The 14865-nt window shown below is 53.6% G+C and carries 17 protein-coding genes; 13 read left to right on the top strand and 4 right to left on the bottom strand.

What is annotated here, in order from left to right; translation table 11 throughout:
• Nucleotide 1 precedes the first annotated feature (1 nt).
• From ACOTYN_RS11190 to ACOTYN_RS11180, 3 genes are all read right to left on the bottom strand, one after another.
• Entirely contained in the window at nt 2-1123 is a 1122-nt protein-coding gene (locus tag ACOTYN_RS11190) for a DUF6883 domain-containing protein (protein ID WP_063433777.1), read from the bottom strand.
• A 113-nt stretch (nt 1124-1236) separates the two neighbouring features.
• Nucleotides 1237-2178 carry a LysR family transcriptional regulator gene (locus ACOTYN_RS11185; protein ID WP_014885495.1) on the bottom strand — a complete coding sequence of 314 codons (942 nt, stop codon included), beginning with the start codon at nt 2176-2178 and terminating at the stop codon, nt 1237-1239.
• A 15-nt stretch (nt 2179-2193) separates the two neighbouring features.
• Nucleotides 2194-4098: an ABC transporter ATP-binding protein gene (locus ACOTYN_RS11180; RefSeq protein ID WP_023331460.1), complete on the bottom strand. Its 1905-nt coding sequence runs from the start codon at nt 4096-4098 to the stop codon at nt 2194-2196.
• 135 nt (nt 4099-4233) lie between these two features.
• On the opposite strand from ACOTYN_RS11180, the gene kefG reads away from it, so the two are divergent.
• The 4 genes from kefG (at nt 4234) to slyD (ending at nt 7492) form a co-directional block, all read left to right on the top strand.
• Entirely contained in the window at nt 4234-4788 is a 555-nt protein-coding gene (kefG, locus tag ACOTYN_RS11175) for a glutathione-regulated potassium-efflux system ancillary protein KefG (protein WP_021242220.1), read from the top strand.
• Nucleotides 4788-6593, top strand: a complete 1806-nt coding sequence (gene kefB / locus ACOTYN_RS11170) for a glutathione-regulated potassium-efflux system protein KefB (protein ID WP_014885492.1) — start codon at nt 4788-4790, stop codon at nt 6591-6593. The genes kefG and kefB overlap by 1 nt, the downstream gene beginning before the upstream one ends.
• 13 nt (nt 6594-6606) lie before the next feature.
• Nucleotides 6607-6807 carry a YheV family putative zinc ribbon protein gene (locus ACOTYN_RS11165; RefSeq protein WP_003861689.1) on the top strand — a complete coding sequence of 67 codons (201 nt, stop codon included), beginning with the start codon at nt 6607-6609 and terminating at the stop codon, nt 6805-6807.
• A gap of 94 nt (nt 6808-6901) precedes the next feature.
• Nucleotides 6902-7492 (top strand): peptidylprolyl isomerase, encoded by a 591-nt coding sequence (gene slyD / locus ACOTYN_RS11160; protein ID WP_014885491.1) that lies wholly within the window; start codon nt 6902-6904, stop codon nt 7490-7492.
• A gap of 51 nt (nt 7493-7543) precedes the next feature.
• Here the strand turns inward: slyD and ACOTYN_RS11155 are convergent, their stop codons facing one another.
• On the bottom strand, nt 7544-7762 hold the full coding sequence (locus ACOTYN_RS11155) for a protein SlyX (protein ID WP_008503009.1): 219 nt from the start codon (nt 7760-7762) through the stop codon (nt 7544-7546).
• Nucleotides 7763-7999: 237 nt separating this feature from the next.
• Here ACOTYN_RS11155 and fkpA point away from each other — a divergent pair, with 237 nt between their 5' ends.
• The 9 genes from fkpA to ACOTYN_RS11110 form a co-directional block, all read left to right on the top strand.
• A complete protein-coding gene (gene fkpA / locus ACOTYN_RS11150; RefSeq protein WP_023331457.1) occupies nt 8000-8821 on the top strand; it encodes an FKBP-type peptidyl-prolyl cis-trans isomerase in 822 nt (273 codons plus the stop codon).
• Between the two features lie 165 nt (nt 8822-8986).
• On the top strand, nt 8987-9709 hold the full coding sequence (locus ACOTYN_RS11145) for a helix-turn-helix transcriptional regulator (RefSeq protein ID WP_014885489.1): 723 nt from the start codon (nt 8987-8989) through the stop codon (nt 9707-9709).
• On the top strand, nt 9709-10095 hold the full coding sequence (gene tusD, locus ACOTYN_RS11140; RefSeq protein WP_014885488.1) for a sulfurtransferase complex subunit TusD: 387 nt from the start codon (nt 9709-9711) through the stop codon (nt 10093-10095). The genes ACOTYN_RS11145 and tusD overlap by 1 nt, the downstream gene beginning before the upstream one ends.
• The gene (tusC, locus tag ACOTYN_RS11135; protein ID WP_014885487.1) at nt 10095-10454 is read left to right on the top strand and encodes a sulfurtransferase complex subunit TusC; all 360 of its coding nucleotides are present in this window, start codon (nt 10095-10097) and stop codon (nt 10452-10454) included. Before tusD ends, tusC begins: the two co-directional genes overlap by 1 nt.
• A gap of 7 nt (nt 10455-10461) precedes the next feature.
• Nucleotides 10462-10749: a sulfurtransferase complex subunit TusB gene (tusB, locus tag ACOTYN_RS11130; RefSeq protein WP_014885486.1), complete on the top strand. Its 288-nt coding sequence runs from the start codon at nt 10462-10464 to the stop codon at nt 10747-10749.
• Between the two features lie 124 nt (nt 10750-10873).
• Nucleotides 10874-11248: a 30S ribosomal protein S12 gene (rpsL, locus tag ACOTYN_RS11125; protein ID WP_000246815.1), complete on the top strand. Its 375-nt coding sequence runs from the start codon at nt 10874-10876 to the stop codon at nt 11246-11248.
• 96 nt (nt 11249-11344) lie between these two features.
• Nucleotides 11345-11815 (top strand): 30S ribosomal protein S7, encoded by a 471-nt coding sequence (rpsG, locus tag ACOTYN_RS11120; protein WP_003861706.1) that lies wholly within the window; start codon nt 11345-11347, stop codon nt 11813-11815.
• 96 nt (nt 11816-11911) lie between these two features.
• The gene (fusA, locus tag ACOTYN_RS11115; protein WP_023331453.1) at nt 11912-14026 is read left to right on the top strand and encodes an elongation factor G; all 2115 of its coding nucleotides are present in this window, start codon (nt 11912-11914) and stop codon (nt 14024-14026) included.
• A 69-nt stretch (nt 14027-14095) separates the two neighbouring features.
• Nucleotides 14096-14865, top strand: a 770-nt coding sequence (locus ACOTYN_RS11110) for an elongation factor Tu (protein WP_421634677.1), incomplete at its 3' end; no start/stop codon positions are given.

Below are 14865 nucleotides of genomic sequence, written 5' to 3'. Positions count from 1 at the left end.
CTCACTTAACAAAAATCGTCGTCATGCGTGGAACGACGGCATCAGGTTCATAAATCCAACCGCTGCGCACTATCACCGTCTCACCGTTAATGCCTAATATCGGCATGTCTACAGCCATTCGCTGCCCGTACTGGTTCGCTTCCAAAACTTTAGCTGGGGTGGTTAATATGCTCTCGCGGATTCTACTGGCTAACACATCTGAATTTGTCGGGTTATAGCCCAGCGCCGACTGAAATACTCTCGCCTTATGCCCCCCAATTGGATGGGTAACATCTAAAGAGTAAGTTGACAGTTTTCTGTAATCTACAACGGCGTGTTCGGCATTGATTAATGATCCTGATTCAGTTGTGAATCCATTGGCATATGGCGATGCAAACGACGGTATTTTGCTGTAGTTTGATAATCCACTTATTGTTCCTAACCGACCCAGGCCAAAGCCAGCGGCAACAGAAGCGCCGGCCATGATAATACCTTTGTTTTCCATCACTTGATCGTAACCTGCTGGTGCATCTCCACCAAGTTGTTCCGCTGTTTGCCTAAAGCCTTCAATGTTGCCGTTGTAGATTCCACCTGCCGCTAGTAATCGTCCGGCTGCTTTGCTGTTGATGGTTTTGGTGGCCTGTGCGTGCTGTACGGGAGCATCGGAATTATACTGTTTAATGGTCGGAGCAGGTTTTCGTCCCGGGTGTGCGTTCAGGCAATGTTCGTAAATATTCCGTACTTCCCGCTGGAAACTGTCGCTATAGCTGTCCATGAAACAGTCATAAACCAGATTACCGTCGTCATCGAAGAAGAAGGGGTTGCGGAAACGGTCCCACTTCTCTGCGGTGTTTACGCCAACCATCCAGCCCTGCTCAAGATTCCATTTTACTTCATCATAAAGGCCGTCGTATTCCGTGTGGTGCTTGCGTTTGTATGGTTGCGCCGCGAAGCGGTGGTATACGCCGTCACGTCGTCTGGGGATGGTGAAATGTTGAAAACGGGTTTGAGGGGCATATTTCAGATAATCCAGTTCGTAAAATACGCTCGCCATTTCCAGTGCATCGCGTGGCGTGAGGATGAACTGAATATCAGCCGGTGCTAAATCACAGCCTGCATCCCATTTCATGTAGAGTGTGAACATCCTGTTCCTACTTTAAGCCATGTTATTTTTGTGGATATTCAGAGGTAACGGATGATAAGTCAAATGTGGCGTTCAGTTTTAGTGAACCTTGGAACAGGGGGCATGCACCCCGCTTACGGGGCCGAGGTATCTGCCGTGAGGCTTCGCGCATACATTCGTCCTTCGGCGGCCAGTGCGCGCAGGCTGGGATCCTGCTCGCGGTTGCGGGCAAAGACGATGGCGATCAACTGCTGCATCTGATACGGCTGCGCCAGCTTCAGTAGTTGCACCGAGTTCTCATACACTTTCTTCATCCTGCCCGGCATCAGCGTAAAGCCGACCCCCGCCTGCACCAGGCTCAGCATTGAGAAAATGTCATTCACGCGAGTGACGATCTCCGGTTCGAATCCGGCGATATGAAACGCCTCCTGAAACCCGGCGTAGGTCGCAAACCCTTCTGCCAGCGAGACAAATTTCTGATGTTTGTAATCACGAAGATCCGCTGGCCCATGTGCGTTCAGTGTGGCGGACGCGGGCGCGGCAAGGAAAATGTCGTCGTGAAACAGGGGTAGTACTTCGAGGCTGTTACGGTCGATATCGCTTTCGGAGATGGAGATCAATATGGCGTCCAGCGACCCTTCGTCCAGCATGTGTAGCAACGTGTCGTTAGAGCCCATCGTCAGATCCATCTCCAGATCCGGACGGCGTAATTTCATGCCCATAATCAGGCGCGGTACGGTTTCCAGGGTGAGCGAGTAGAGCGTACCGACGCGCAACCGACCCTGGCCGATACCGGCGATTTTGCGCGACTCTTCCAGCCCGCGCTCCATCACCTGCATGACTTCCTGGCAATATTCCAGCAGCGTCCAGGCGGAAGGCAGCGCAATCAGATTGCGCCCCTTGTGGGTAAAAAGCGGGCAGCGCACGTTCTCTTCCAGCGTGTGCAGCGCGCGGTGCACACTGACACCGCTCAGCCCGAGCGTTTCGGCGGTACGGGCGATATTCCCTTTCTCCATGAAGGTCATGAAGATGCTGAGTTTGCGGAATGTAATCTCGCTCGTGGTATCGAAACGCATAACCCTCCCGGTGTGTTAGTCGGCCTGCAGCATCGCTTCCAGCTGTTCCTGCGCGTCCAGCCACGCCATTTCGCACGCTTCGAGGCTCGATTTGGTCTTTGCCTGCGTTTGCAGGCAATCCGTCAGCTCCGCTTTACGGCTTTGATCGTACAGGCCGCTGTCGCCCAGCTTCTCTTCAACGGTGGCAAGCGTGGCGTTGAGCTTCTCCATCTCTTTTTCCAGACGGGCAATCTCTTTACGCAGCGGCTGAGTCTGGGTGCGCAGCTCCGCTTCCCGGCGCTTCTGGTCTTTACGCGCCTGGGCGCTGTTGGCATTGTCTTTCGCCGACTCGTCCGGCTGGTTTTCCTGCTTCTGCACGTCCGTCAGCCACTGCTGGTAGTCTTCCAGATCGCCGTCGAACGGTTCAACTTTGCCATCATGCACCAGGTAGAGATCGTCTGTGGTGGAGCGGATCAGGTGACGATCGTGCGAGACCACCACCAGCGCGCCTTCGAACTCAATCAGCGCTTCGGTCAGCGCCTGACGCATGTCGAGATCCAGGTGGTTGGTCGGTTCATCGAGCAGCAGCAGGTTCGGGCGCTGCCAGACGATCAGCGCCAGTACCAGGCGGGCTTTTTCACCGCCGGAGAAACGCTCTGTGTTTTCGGTGACTTTATCGCCCTGGAAGCCGAAGCCGCCGAGGTAATCGCGCAGCTTCTGCTCCATTTCCTGCGGTGCCAGACGCGCAAGGTGCTGGATAGGCGATTCATCCGCGCGTAAAAATTCCAGCTGATGCTGAGCGAAATAGCCAAGCTTAATGCCTTTCGCCAGGCCGATTTCGCCGCTGACCGGGTTAAGTTCGCCCGCCAGGAGTTTGATTAGCGTTGATTTACCGGCGCCGTTACGCCCCAGCAGACCGATACGTGAACCCGGCACCAGGTTGAGCTTGATGGAGTCGAGAATAATGCGATCGCCATAGCCCGCGCTCACTTTTTCCATTTTCAGCAGCGGATTCGGCAGGCTTTCTGGTTCGCGGAAATTGAAGTGGAACGGGTTATCGACGTGCGCCGGGGCAATCATCTCCATGCGTTCCAGCATCTTGATGCGGCTCTGGGCCTGCTTGGCTTTAGAGGCTTTGGCCTTAAAGCGATCCACAAAGCTTTGCAGGTGCGCCACGCGCTGCTGCTGGCTTTCGTACATCGCCTGCTGCTGGGCCAGGCGCGTCGCGCGCTGGCGCTCGAAAGAGCTGTAGTTGCCGGTATATTCGAACATCGTTTGCTGTTCGATATGAATGATTTTATCCACCACCGGATCGAGGAAGTCGCGGTCGTGGGAGATCAGAATCAGAGTGCCCTGATAGCTCTTAAGCCACTTCTCCAGCCAAATAACCGCATCGAGATCGAGGTGGTTAGTCGGTTCATCGAGTAGCAAAAGATCAGAACGGCAGATCAACGCCTGCGCCAGGTTGAGGCGCATACGCCAGCCGCCGGAGAAGTCGCTGACCGGGCGTTCCAGCTGTTCATTGCTGAAGCCCAGGCCGTGCAGCAGGCTGGAGGCGCGGGAGCGAATGGTCCACGCGTCGATGGCGTCCAGCTTGCCATGAACGGTGGCGATGGCGTGACCGTCGTTGCGCTCGTTGGCGGCGTGGAGTTCCGCTTCGAGTTTGCGGTATTCACGGTCGCCGTCGATAACATAGTCGAGGGCCGGTTCGCTCAGGGCAGGCGTCTCCTGGTTCACCCAGGCGAGCTGCCAGTTTCCCGGATAAGTAAAGCTTCCGCCATCCGCGCTAATCTCGTTTTTCAGCAGCGCCAGCAGCGTGGATTTGCCACAGCCGTTTTTGCCGACCAGACCCACTTTTTGGCCCGGGTTGATGGTAGCAGTGGCGTTATCGAGCAGAACGCGCACGCCGCGACGAATTTGTAACGAGGAGAAAACAATCATAGAAGCGCCGTATGTTCCGACTATGTTAATTTGTCATTATGATAATGTAAGGTGTGGGCCATTTTCCGCACCGGGCCGCCATGGTAGCCCAAAACAACAACGATACACAAAAACAGAAACACGACCGGGAGGGGAATGATGTCTCAGACAGCGAAAGTGCTGCTGCTGTATGCCCATCCGGAATCTCAGGACTCGGTGGCGAACCGGGTGCTGCTTAAGCCGGCCACACAGCTCAGTAACGTTACGGTGCACGATCTCTACGCGCACTATCCTGATTTCTTTATTGATATTCCGTACGAGCAGGAACTGCTGCGTCAGCATGACGTGATTGTGTTCCAACACCCGCTTTACACCTATAGCTGTCCGGCACTGCTGAAAGAGTGGCTGGACCGCGTGCTGAGCCGCGGTTTCTCCAGTGGGGTGGGGGGAAACCAGCTGGCGGGAAAGTACTGGCGTAGCGTGATCACCACCGGTGAACCCGAAAGTGCTTACCGTCACGACGGGCTGAACCGTTATCCGATGAGCGATATCCTGCGGCCATTCGAGCTGACGGCGGCGATGTGCCGTATGCACTGGATGAGCCCGATCATTGTCTACTGGGCACGGCGTCAGGATCCGAAAGAACTGGCCAGCCACGCCAGAGCTTATGGCGAGTGGCTGGCATCGCCGATTCCGGCAGGAGGTCGTTAATGGAAGGATCGAATTTGCTCCTCGCCGGGGTACTGTTTTTATTTGCGGCCGTCGTCGCGGTTCCGCTTGCCGCCCGTCTCGGCATCGGTGCGGTACTGGGATATTTGCTCGCGGGGATCGCCATTGGTCCCTGGGGACTGGGATTCATCAGCGATGTGGATGAAATTCTCCATTTCTCCGAGCTAGGCGTGGTGTTCCTGATGTTCATCATCGGTCTGGAACTGAATCCCTCTAAATTGTGGCAGCTCCGACGCTCTATCTTTGGCGTGGGTGCCGCGCAGGTGTTGTTCAGCGCCGCGATTCTGGCTGGCCTGCTAATGCTGACCCACTTTTCCTGGCAGGCCGCGGTGATTGGCGGGATTGGTCTCGCCATGTCGTCGACGGCGATGGCGTTGCAGCTGATGCGCGACAAAGGGATGAACCGCAATGAAGCCGGGCAGCTGGGCTTTTCGGTGCTGCTGTTTCAGGATTTAGCGGTGATCCCGGCGCTGGCGCTGGTGCCGCTGCTGGCGGGTTCTGGCGACGATAGCTTCGACTGGGCAAAGATTTCCATGAAGGTGCTGGCTTTTGCGGGCATGCTGATTGGCGGACGCTTCCTGTTGCGTCCGGTGTTCCGCTTTATTGCCGCATCGGGCGTGCGTGAAGTGTTTACCGCTGCGACGCTGTTGCTGGTGCTTGGCTCGGCGCTGTTTATGGACGCTCTGGGGCTATCAATGGCGCTGGGTACTTTTATCGCCGGGGTGCTGCTGGCGGAGAGCGAGTATCGTCACGAACTGGAAATTGCCATCGATCCCTTCAAAGGGCTCCTGTTAGGGTTGTTCTTTATTTCGGTGGGGATGGCGCTCAATCTCGGCGTGCTTTATACCCATCTGCTCTGGGTTGTGGTCAGCGTCGCCATCCTGGTGGCGGTGAAAATGCTGGTGCTGTACGTCATGGCGCGTATTTACGGGTTGCGCAGTTCGGAACGTATGCAGTTTGCCAGCGTGTTAAGCCAGGGGGGAGAGTTCGCGTTTGTGCTGTTTTCCGCCGCGTCCTCTCAGAAGCTGTTTAAGGACGATCAGATGGCGCTGCTGCTGGTGACGGTGACGCTGTCGATGATGACCACGCCGCTGCTGATGAAGCTGGTGGATAAACTGCTGTCGCGCCGCTTAAACCCGACGGACGATGAAGATGAAGCGCCATGGGTAGAAGACGATAAACCCCAGGTGATAGTGGTGGGCTTTGGCCGCTTCGGGCAGGTGATTGGTCGCCTGTTGATGGCGAATAAGATGCGCATTACGGTGCTGGAACGCGATATCAGTGCGGTTAACCTGATGCGTAAATATGGCTACAAGGTGTATTACGGCGACGCGACCCAGCTTGAGCTGCTGCGCTCGGCGGGCGCTGAGGCCGCCGAGTCCATCGTGATCACCTGTAACGATCCGGAAGACACGATGAAACTGGTGGAGCTGTGTCAACAGCACTTCCCGCACCTGCATATACTGGCGCGTGCCCGGGGACGTGTTGAAGCTCACGAATTGTTGCAGGCGGGTGTGAAACACTTCTCCCGTGAGACGTTCTCCAGTGCGCTGGAGTTAGGCCGCAAGGCGTTGATCTCGCTGGGCATGCATCCTCATCAGGCGCAACGTGCCCAGATGCACTTCCGTCGGCTGGATATGCGAATGCTGCGCGAACTGATGCCGGTACATACCGACACGGCGCAGATCTCCCGCGTGCGGGAAGCGCGTCGCGAGCTGGAGGAGATCTTCCAGCGAGAGATGCAACAGGAACGACGCCAGCTTGATGGCTGGGATGAATTTGAATAAAGGGTAACGAAAGATGGCTGTCCGTAAACGCTTTATCGCAGGTGCAAAATGCCCGTCCTGCCAGGCGCAAGATACTCTGGCGATGTGGCGAGAAAATAATATTGATATCGTTGAGTGTGTTAAGTGCGGTCACCAGATGCGTGAGGCCGATAAAGAGGCCCGCGATCATGTTCGCAAAGAAGAGCAAGTAATCGGCATTTTTCATCCGGACTAGCGATATGCCCTGAGTTTTTTTAAGCTAAAGGGTACACGGGTGCAGATTTCCGCTACAATCTGCGCCAGCAATTTTCCCACGCTCAGGAGATATCATGAAAGTAGCAAAAGACCTGGTGGTCAGCCTGGCCTATCAGGTACGTACAGAAGACGGTGTGTTGGTTGATGAGTCTCCGGTGAGTGCGCCGCTGGACTACCTGCATGGCCACGGTTCCCTGATTTCCGGCCTGGAAACTGCGCTTGAAGGTCATGAAGTTGGCGACAAATTCGACGTTGCTGTCGGCGCGAACGACGCTTACGGTCAGTATGACGACAACCTGGTTCAGCGCGTTCCTAAAGACGTATTCATGGGCGTTGACGAACTGCAGGTTGGCATGCGCTTCCTGGCTGAAACTGACCAGGGTCCAGTGCCTGTTGAAATCACTGAAGTTGAAGACGACCACGTTGTGGTTGACGGCAACCACATGCTGGCTGGCCAGAACCTGAAGTTCAACGTAGAAGTTGTTGCGATCCGTGAAGCGACCGAAGAAGAGCTGGCGCATGGCCACGTTCACGGTGCGCACGGTCACGACCATGACCACGATCACGGCCACGACGGCTGCTGCGGTGGTCACGGCCACGATCACGACCATGGTCATGACCATGGCAAAGGTGGTTGCGGTAACGGCGGCTGCGGTTGCCACTAATTCCGCTAAGCGGAAAATAAAAAAGCGGGTGAACCCCGCTTTTTTTACGCCTCAATAATGAGGTGGTGGTGTCTCTTCAGACTGAGAGGCAATGTTCGACGGCTGCGTTGCCTTTAGCTTTTCCGTCAGCAGACGCATGTGATCCCGCAGTTTCGCCATTTCGAGTTCATGTGCTGTGACGGTCTGGTTTAGCTCTTCGATGGTGATGTCCTGAAAAGCCAGGCGGCTTTCCAGCTCAGCCATTCTCGCTTCTATCGTTGTATCCTTCATCATTCACCTCGTTTATGTCTGATTTACCTGATGGTCCAGCGGCGGCGCAGTTTAACTGAGTTTATCCTTAAGTGCAGTCTCTATCCCGCTGGCAAGAAACTTATTTAAACAAAAATAGTCTGAAAAGTGGTGAGAATTGGGAGTGTCTGTCTGTAGATTTCTTCTGCAACGTTTTATAGTACGTCACTCATTTACGTTTAACGCTGGGGTGAGAGTCCCCAGGCCCTGGAGATATGGATGAAATCACTGTTTAAAGTAACGCTGCTGGCGACGACGATGGCTGTTGCGCTGAACGCGCCGCTGTCATTCGCTGCTGATACTGCTGCGAAGCCTGCTGCCACTGCAGACAGCAAAGCGGCGTTCAAAAATGACGACCAGAAATCCGCCTACGCACTGGGCGCATCTCTGGGTCGTTACATGGAAAACTCTCTGAAAGAACAAGAGAAACTGGGCATCAAACTGGATAAAGCCCAGCTGATCGCAGGCGTACAGGACGCATTTGCGGATAAGAGCAAGCTGTCTGACCAGGAAATTGAGCAGACGCTGCAGGCGTTCGAAGCACGCGTGAAGGGTGCCGCTCAGACCAAGATGGAAGCGGACGCGAAAGACAACGAAGCGAAAGGCAAAGCCTACCGCGATACCTTTGCTAAAGAGAAGGGTGTGAAGACTTCCTCTACAGGCCTGGTGTACAAAGTTGAGAAAGAAGGTACCGGCGATGCGCCGAAAGACAGCGATACTGTTGTCGTAAACTACAAAGGTACGCTGATCGACGGTAAAGAGTTCGATAACTCTTACACCCGCGGTGAGCCGCTCTCCTTCCGTCTGGACGGTGTGATTCCTGGCTGGACTGAAGGCCTGAAAAACATCAAGAAAGGCGGCAAGATCAAGCTGGTTATTCCACCGGATCTGGCCTACGGCAAAACGGGCGTTCCGGGTATCCCGGCTAACTCCACGCTGGTCTTCGACGTAGAGCTGCTGGACATTAAACCAGCACCGAAAGCGGATGCGAAACCGGAAGCGCAGGCAGATCAGAAAGCTGCGACAGACGCTAAGAAGTAATGTAATAAAAACCGCCGCCTTTAAGGCGGCGGTTTTTTTATTGCGGGGCAGATATAATTAACACTGGAAAGCGTCTGGTACGCTGTATTAATTTAGTTGTCCGTGTAGATAATGAGCCTGCCCTGAAAACCTAACGACAGGCTCCTGAAAAGGAGTGTTTTTTTCATGTCCAGGTCGCTTTTAACCAACGAAACCAGTGAACTTGATTTGCTGGATCAACGTCCTTTTGACCAGACCGACTTCGATATTCTTAAATCCTATGAGGCGGTGGTGGACGGGTTAGCGATGCTCATTGGTTCCCACTGCGAAATCGTATTGCACTCCCTGCAAGATCTGAAGTGTTCCGCCATCCGCATTGCTAATGGTGAGCATACCGGCCGTAAAATTGGTTCGCCAATCACCGACCTTGCATTGCGTATGTTGCATGACATGACCGGCGCGGACAGCAGCGTCTCCAAATGTTATTTCACCCGCGCCAAAAGCGGCGTGCTGATGAAATCAGAAACTATCGCGATTCGAAACCGCGAACATCGTGTGATTGGACTGCTGTGCATCAACATGAACCTTGATGTGCCTTTCTCGCAGATCATGAGCACCTTTATTCCGCCTGAAACGCCAGACGTTGGCTCCTCCGTTAACTTTGCCTCCTCCGTAGAAGATCTGGTGACTCAAACGCTTGAGTTTACGATTGAAGAGGTGAATGCCGATCGCAACGTCTCGAACAATGCCAAGAATCGTCAGATCGTACTCAATCTCTACGAGAAAGGGATTTTTGATATCAAAGACGCCATTAACCAGGTGGCCGATCGTCTGAATATCTCCAAGCATACGGTCTACCTCTACATCCGCCAGTTCAAAAGTGGCGACTTCGTAGGGCAAGATAAGTAATGCGTTTTGCGTTAATGGTGACAGGCCCGGCGTACGGCACTCAGCAGGCCAGCAGCGCGCTGCAGTTTGCGCATGCGCTACTGGCGGCCGGACATGAACTGGCGAGCGTCTTTTTCTATCGGGAAGGGGTGTATAACGCGAACCAGTTTACGTCACCGGCGAGCGATGAGTTTGATCTGGTCCGCGCGTGGCAGGCGTTAAATGAAAAGCAGGGCGTTGAGCTGAACATCTGCGTGGCGGCGGCACTGCGTCGCGGCGTGACGGATGCAACCGAAGCCGATCGCCTGGGGTTATCGGGCGCTAACCTTCAGCCTGGCTTTTCGTTGAGTGGTCTGGGCGAGCTGGCTCAGGCGGCGCTAACCTGCGACAGAGTGGTGCAATTCTGATGAAGCGCGTGGCATTTGTTTTTACTTCTGCGCCGCACGGTAGCGCCTCGGGCCGCGAAGGGCTGGATGCGTTACTTGCGACATCGGCATTAACAGAAGATATCGGCGTCTTTTTTCTGGGGGATGGGGTGTTTCAACTGCTCGCGGGCCAACAGCCGCAGGCCATCCTGGCGCGCGATTACATCGCAACCTTCAAAGTGCTGCCGCTGTACGATATCGAAACCTGCTATGTCTGTGCCGACTCCTTAACGGCGCGCGGTTTGAGTGATAAGTCGTCTTTTGTGCTGGATGTGACGCTCTTACCTTCCTCTGATCTGCGTGAACACCTTTCCCACTACGACACCGTTTTGACGTTCTGAGGCCGCCATGCTCCATATTCTGAGCCACTCACCGTGGCAATGTGATATCGACACACTGTTGAGCATGCTGCGCGAAGGTGATGATTTGCTGCTCATTCAGGACGGCGTGCTTGCCGCTCTGGAAGGCAGCCGTTTCGTTGAAATTCTCACGAATGCCCCCATAACAGTCTCTGCGCTGAAGGACGATCTGGACGCGCGAGGTCTTTCTGGTCAAATTTCAGCCAAAATTGACGTGGTTGGCTATACTGATTTCGTCAATCTTACTGTGACGCACGCCAGTCAAATGAACTGGTGATCCGAGATCGCTGTATATTTCTTGACACCTTTTCGACGTAGCCCTAAAATTTCGCGTCCTCATATTGTATGAGGTCGTTTTATTACGTGTTTACGAAGCAAAAGCTAAAACCAGGAGCTATTTAATGGCAACAGTTAACCAGCTGGTACGCAAACCACGCGCACGCAAAGTTGCAAAGAGCAACGTGCCTGCGCTGGAAGCCTGCCCGCAGAAACGTGGTGTATGTACTCGTGTATATACCACCACTCCTAAAAAACCAAACTCCGCACTGCGTAAAGTATGCCGTGTGCGTTTGACTAACGGTTTCGAAGTGACTTCCTACATCGGTGGTGAAGGTCACAACCTGCAGGAGCACTCCGTGATCCTGATCCGTGGCGGTCGTGTTAAAGACCTTCCGGGTGTTCGTTACCACACCGTTCGTGGTGCGCTGGACTGCTCAGGTGTTAAAGACCGTAAGCAGGCTCGCTCCAAGTACGGCGTGAAGCGTCCTAAGGCTTAATGGTTCTCCGTTAAGTAAGGCCAAACTGATTTATCTTAATGTCAAACTAAACTCGTAGAGTTTTGGACAATCCTGAATTAACAACGGAGTATTCCCATGCCACGTCGTCGCGTCATTGGTCAGCGTAAAATTCTTCCAGATCCGAAGTTCGGATCAGAACTGCTGGCAAAATTTGTAAATATCCTGATGGTAGATGGTAAAAAATCTACTGCAGAAGCCATCGTATACAGCGCGCTTGAGACCCTGGCTCAGCGTTCTGGTAAAAATGAACTGGAAGCTTTCGAAGTCGCTCTCGACAACGTTCGCCCAACTGTAGAAGTTAAGTCCCGCCGCGTTGGTGGTTCTACTTATCAGGTTCCAGTTGAAGTTCGTCCGGTTCGTCGTAATGCTCTGGCAATGCGTTGGATCGTTGAAGCTGCTCGTAAACGCGGTGATAAATCCATGGCTCTGCGTCTGGCGAACGAACTTTCTGATGCTGCAGAAAACAAAGGTACTGCAGTTAAGAAACGTGAAGACGTTCACCGTATGGCAGAAGCCAACAAGGCGTTCGCACACTACCGTTGGTAATCCCTTCGGAGTATTAGTCACCAGGCGGGCGCTTCAGAGAAGCCGCCCGCTCTGGGTAACTTAACTGAACGCCTAAAGAAACAAACGAGGAATCAAATGGCTCGTACAACACCCATCGCACGCTACCGTAACATCGGTATCAGTGCGCACATCGACGCCGGTAAGACCACTACTACCGAACGTATTCTGTTCTACACCGGTGTAAACCATAAAATCGGTGAAGTTCATGACGGCGCAGCCACCATGGACTGGATGGAACAGGAGCAGGAGCGTGGTATCACTATCACCTCCGCAGCGACTACTGCATTCTGGTCAGGTATGGCTAAGCAGTACGAACCGCATCGCGTAAACATCATCGACACCCCAGGGCACGTTGACTTCACCATCGAAGTAGAACGTTCCATGCGTGTGCTCGACGGCGCGGTAATGGTTTATTGCGCAGTTGGTGGTGTTCAGCCACAGTCTGAAACCGTATGGCGTCAGGCGAACAAATATAAAGTTCCACGCATCGCGTTCGTTAACAAAATGGACCGTATGGGTGCTAACTTCCTGAAAGTTGTTGGTCAGATCAAAACCCGTCTGGGCGCGAACCCTGTTCCGCTGCAGCTGGCAATTGGTGCTGAAGAAGGCTTCACCGGCGTTATCGACCTGGTGAAAATGAAAGCCATCAACTGGAACGACGCAGACCAGGGCGTGACCTTCGAATACGAAGACATCCCGGCTGAGATGCAGGACCTGGCTGACGAATGGCACCAGAACCTGATCGAATCCGCTGCTGAAGCTTCTGAAGAGCTGATGGAGAAATACCTGGGTGGTGAAGAACTGACTGAAGAAGAGATCAAAAAAGCTCTGCGTCAGCGTGTTCTGAACAACGAAATCATCCTGGTAACCTGTGGTTCTGCGTTCAAGAACAAAGGTGTTCAGGCGATGCTGGATGCGGTAGTTGACTACCTGCCATCCCCGGTTGACGTTCCTGCGATCAACGGCATCCTGGACGACGGTAAAGATACTCCGGCTGAGCGTCACGCAAGCGACGACGAGCCGTTCTCTGCACTGGCGTTCAAAATTGCTACCGACCCATTCGTGGGTAACCTGACCTTCTTCCGCGTTTACTCTGGTGTGGTTAACTCCGGTGACACCATCCTGAACTCCGTGAAAGCGGCGCGTGAGCGTTTTGGCCGTATCGTACAGATGCACGCTAACAAACGTGAAGAGATCAAAGAAGTTCGTGCGGGCGACATCGCTGCAGCTATCGGTCTGAAAGACGTGACCACTGGTGACACCCTGTGTGACCCGGATCACCCGATCATTCTGGAGCGTATGGAATTCCCAGAGCCGGTAATCTCCATCGCGGTTGAACCAAAAACCAAAGCTGACCAGGAAAAAATGGGTCTGGCTCTGGGCCGTCTGGCGAAAGAAGACCCATCATTCCGCGTATGGACTGATGAAGAATCTAACCAGACCATCATCGCTGGTATGGGTGAACTGCACCTGGATATCATCGTTGACCGTATGAAGCGTGAATTCAACGTTGAAGCGAACGTGGGTAAACCTCAGGTTGCTTACCGCGAAGCGATTCGCGCGAAAGTTACCGATGTTGAAGGTAAACACGCTAAGCAGTCTGGTGGTCGCGGTCAGTACGGTCACGTTGTGATCGACATGTACCCACTGGAGCCGGGCTCTAACCCGAAAGGTTACGAGTTCATCAACGACATCAAAGGTGGTGTAATTCCTGGCGAATACATCCCAGCCGTTGATAAAGGTATCCAGGAACAGCTGAAAGCGGGCCCTCTGGCTGGCTATCCGGTTGTTGACATGGGTGTTCGTCTGCACTTCGGTTCTTACCACGACGTTGACTCCTCTGAACTGGCGTTTAAACTGGCTGCGTCTATTGCCTTTAAAGAAGGCTTTAAGAAAGCAAAACCAGTTCTGCTTGAGCCAATCATGAAGGTTGAAGTAGAAACTCCTGAAGAGAACACCGGTGACGTTATCGGTGACTTGAGCCGTCGTCGCGGTATGCTGCGTGGTCAGGAATCTGAAGTAACTGGCGTTAAGATCCACGCTGAAGTTCCGCTGTCTGAAATGTTCGGATATGCAACTCAGCTGCGTTCTCTGACCAAAGGTCGTGCATCATACACCATGGAATTCCTGAAGTATGATGATGCGCCTAACAACGTTGCTCAGGCCGTTATTGAAGCCCGTGGTAAGTAATCCACAGGATTAAAACCTAAGTCCCGTGCTCTCTCCGAAGGGGAGAGCACTATAGTAAGGAATATAGCCGTGTCTAAAGAAAAATTTGAACGTACAAAACCGCACGTTAACGTTGGTACTATCGGCCACGTTGACCATGGTAAAACTACCCTGACTGCTGCAATCACTACCGTTCTGGCTAAAACCTACGGCGGTGCTGCTCGTGCATTCGACCAGATCGATAACGCACCAGAAGAAAAAGCGCGTGGTATCACCATCAACACTTCTCACGTTGAATATGACACCCCGACTCGCCACTACGCACACGTAGACTGCCCAGGCCACGCCGACTATGTTAAAAACATGATCACCGGTGCTGCGCAGATGGACGGCGCGATCCTGGTTGTTGCTGCGACTGACGGCCCAATGCCTCAGACTCGTGAGCACATCCTGCTGGGTCGTCAGGTAGGCGTTCCTTACATCATCGTGTTCCTGAACAAGTGCGACATGGTTGATGACGAAGAGCTGCTGGAACTGGTAGAGATGGAAGTTCGTGAACTGCTGTCTCAGTACGATTTCCCAGGCGACGACACCCCAATCGTTCGTGGTTCCGCGCTGAAAGCGCTGGAAGGCGAAGCAGAGTGGGAAGAGAAAATCATCGAACTGGCTGGCTTCCTGGATTCTTACATCCCAGAACCAGAGCGTGCGATTGACAAGCCATTCCTGCTGCCAATCGAAGACGTATTCTCCATCTCCGGTCGTGGTACCGTTGTTACCGGTCGTGTAGAGCGCGGTATCATCAAAGTTGGTGAAGAAGTTGAAATCGTTGGTATCAAAGAGACTGCGAAGTCTACCTGTAC

It is taken from the genome of Enterobacter cloacae complex sp. IR5458, from assembly GCF_049238025.1.
GTDB classification, from domain to species: domain Bacteria; phylum Pseudomonadota; class Gammaproteobacteria; order Enterobacterales; family Enterobacteriaceae; genus Enterobacter; species Enterobacter kobei.
Note: the sequence above shows the minus strand (reverse complement) of the source record. Positions and strands in the feature narration are given on the sequence as shown.

Coding starts and splice junctions, on each gene's coding strand:
- ACOTYN_RS11190 (WP_063433777.1), bottom strand. CDS start 1,123: ATGTTCACACTCTACATGAAATGGGATGCAGGCTGTGATTTAGCACCG.
- tusD (WP_014885488.1), top strand. CDS start 9,709: ATGCGTTTTGCGTTAATGGTGACAGGCCCGGCGTACGGCACTCAGCAG.
- ACOTYN_RS11180 (WP_023331460.1), bottom strand. CDS start 4,098: ATGATTGTTTTCTCCTCGTTACAAATTCGTCGCGGCGTGCGCGTTCTG.
- rpsL (WP_000246815.1), top strand. CDS start 10,874: ATGGCAACAGTTAACCAGCTGGTACGCAAACCACGCGCACGCAAAGTT.
- ACOTYN_RS11145 (WP_014885489.1), top strand. CDS start 8,987: ATGTCCAGGTCGCTTTTAACCAACGAAACCAGTGAACTTGATTTGCTG.
- ACOTYN_RS11185 (WP_014885495.1), bottom strand. CDS start 2,178: ATGCGTTTCGATACCACGAGCGAGATTACATTCCGCAAACTCAGCATC.
- tusC (WP_014885487.1), top strand. CDS start 10,095: ATGAAGCGCGTGGCATTTGTTTTTACTTCTGCGCCGCACGGTAGCGCC.
- kefG (WP_021242220.1), top strand. CDS start 4,234: ATGATGTCTCAGACAGCGAAAGTGCTGCTGCTGTATGCCCATCCGGAA.
- slyD (WP_014885491.1), top strand. CDS start 6,902: ATGAAAGTAGCAAAAGACCTGGTGGTCAGCCTGGCCTATCAGGTACGT.
- tusB (WP_014885486.1), top strand. CDS start 10,462: ATGCTCCATATTCTGAGCCACTCACCGTGGCAATGTGATATCGACACA.
- fkpA (WP_023331457.1), top strand. CDS start 8,000: ATGAAATCACTGTTTAAAGTAACGCTGCTGGCGACGACGATGGCTGTT.
- kefB (WP_014885492.1), top strand. CDS start 4,788: ATGGAAGGATCGAATTTGCTCCTCGCCGGGGTACTGTTTTTATTTGCG.
- ACOTYN_RS11155 (WP_008503009.1), bottom strand. CDS start 7,762: ATGAAGGATACAACGATAGAAGCGAGAATGGCTGAGCTGGAAAGCCGC.
- rpsG (WP_003861706.1), top strand. CDS start 11,345: ATGCCACGTCGTCGCGTCATTGGTCAGCGTAAAATTCTTCCAGATCCG.
- fusA (WP_023331453.1), top strand. CDS start 11,912: ATGGCTCGTACAACACCCATCGCACGCTACCGTAACATCGGTATCAGT.
- ACOTYN_RS11165 (WP_003861689.1), top strand. CDS start 6,607: ATGGCTGTCCGTAAACGCTTTATCGCAGGTGCAAAATGCCCGTCCTGC.